Origin of the sequence: Fusobacterium sp., from assembly GCF_030528405.1 — a bacterium.
In the GTDB taxonomy this organism is placed as follows: Bacteria; Fusobacteriota; Fusobacteriia; order Fusobacteriales; family Fusobacteriaceae; genus Fusobacterium.
This window is the reverse complement of record NZ_JAUMYY010000068.1, coordinates 1-2,255: the sequence shown is the minus strand read 5'-3', so window position 1 is coordinate 2,255 and position 2,255 is coordinate 1. Positions and strand designations below refer to the sequence as shown.

Below are 2,255 nucleotides of genomic sequence, written 5' to 3'. Positions count from 1 at the left end.
CTGCTTGAAGTTCCAAAAAGCTAAAAAAATCCTCGCCGAAGTATGAGGCGAAATTTTAGTTTTTGGCGATTTTTTTTGAGCGTAGCGAAAAAAAATAAAAAGAAGCCAAAAACTAAAGAGGTAGAATGGGAGTGGAGAAAAAATGTTAAAAAATCAAGTGTTAAATAATTGATTTTCAATATTTTAACCTGTTAAATTATGTTAAAAAAGTTGGGTAACAAAACTTAACCTAATAGGTAACAAATCACTACCAAATAGGGAATTTTTATATATAAAAAAAATACATAAACGGAAATTTTATTTTGTTATTTTATTTCCTTTTTGTAATTTTGCACTTTCTAAATAGGTAAAAAATGAAAATAGAAAAATTACCCTCTTTATTAGAGGTAGAGAAGCACGAAACAAATCCTTTTGTAGTAGAATTACAAGGAAAAATGTTTTTACAACCAAGAGCAAACACTATTATTGCAAAAAGTCAAGCTCTCGTAGACACCAACACTGGTGAAATAATAGATGAAGCAATTTTAATTGGTAAGAGAAAAATTGTAGATAAATCTCAATTCGCTAAAATATACGCTTCTGAAATAAGTATTTTATATGAATTATCAAAAACTGCTCAAAATATATTTTTATATTTGATAAAAGTAATGGATTATGATAATAGAGTTTATTTTAATTATAAAAGAGAATTTGCAAAAGTTAATTATACAGCACATACAGCCCCTTTAAAAGGATTAAGAGAATTAATAGCTAAAAATATTATAGCTTGTGACATTAGAGAGCATACATATTGGCTAAATCCTACAATAGTATGTAAAGGAGAACGTTTTGCTAAATATGTAGAATATGTTGTTGGAACAGAAGAAGAAGTACAAAAACAAGAACTTTTACACAAAAAACAACAAAAAGAACACATAGAAAAATTACCTAACCAAGTATATAATAAATACAATATAGCTTCATCTCAATCAACCCAAGCTGATTTACAAATTCAACAACAACAAAAAGAAAAATCTTTTTTACAACAGGGTAATTTATTTAAAGAAACGCCTGATTTAATAAACCCTATAACGGGTGAAATTATGAAATAAAAATCCCCCTTTATTTAAAAAGGGGATAAATCCAAAATAATTATTTTATTCTTTTTTCTTTTTTCTTTTATTTCCTAAAAAACCAAAAAATAAACTTAAACATACAGCAGTTAAGGCTAACCAAAAATTAAATTCTTTTTCAAATAACAATGTAACTACTCCATAATAAGCTAATATCCCTGCTAAAATACCTATTGAATATTTTAAAAATACTACACTACTTTTCATATAATTAAATTATTTAAAAAGCCAACGAATAAATTTTTTAGTCCCTTCAATAGCTGAATTTCCTGCAGCACCACCTATAATAGCAGTACCATATGCTAATTGACCTGCACCAGGTAAAGCATTAACAACAGCAGTAGTTATTGCTCCTCCTACTGCTCCTGCTACATCTGCTTCAATAATATCATCAAATTCATCTGTTTCTTTAATATTAGAATGTTCTGATAATTGAATTTTATAATTATTAGCATAAGCTATAAATCTCAAATTCTTCCATTTTTTAGCATTTTCTTTCCAATAAATTGAAGAATATTTAGCTGTTTGAGTTGCAGAAAAAACAATAATCTTTTCTTCAGCTGTTAATTTACCATCTTTTTCTACTTTTTTTTCTAAATTAATGATATCTTCTTTAATGTCTTTGTTTTTAGAAACTTGATTTATTATTATCTTTAAATCTTTTAAATAATCTTTTATATTATTTGGTATTTTAACGGAAAAAGTTTCTTCAATATTTTCTAAAAGAATACTTTTATCATTAACTTTAAAAACTTTTTTAATGTTTTCTACTCCCAAATTATTTGTCGATTCAGGATATTTTGTATTTAATAATGTATTTTTTATCAAAAAATTTTCCAATTCTTTTTTCTTTTCAATATCAGATTTTGAAAAAAAATCTATTTGATTGTATCTATTACTTAAAAATTGAAATACTTCCTCTAAGTTTTTATTATGTTCAATTCCTACAAATTCCAAACTCTGAGCAGTTACTAACTTTGCTCGTTCAATTTTTAAATCTTCTTGTTTTCTATTACAAGAAACAATACCCACCAAAGTCGTTAAAACGACTGCTAAACTTAAAATTACTCGCTTCATTTTATTTTAATATTTTATATTTTAAAAATTAACTGGGGCAAAGTTATGAAATAAAGCATTAAAAAA

General features: G+C 25.4%; 2 protein-coding genes. One reads left to right on the top strand and one right to left on the bottom strand.

The features are described from left to right. Positions 1–353: 353 nt before the first annotated feature. Positions 354–1,091 (top strand): hypothetical protein, encoded by a 738-nt coding sequence (locus Q4A58_RS07930; RefSeq protein ID WP_303118138.1) that lies wholly within the window; start codon positions 354–356, stop codon positions 1,089–1,091. 237 nt (positions 1,092–1,328) lie between these two features. Here the strand turns inward: Q4A58_RS07930 and Q4A58_RS07925 are convergent, their stop codons facing one another. After that, complete coding sequence (locus Q4A58_RS07925) at positions 1,329–2,189, bottom strand: hypothetical protein (protein ID WP_303118137.1); 861 nt, start codon at positions 2,187–2,189, stop codon at positions 1,329–1,331. Positions 2,190–2,255: the final 66 nt, after the last annotated feature.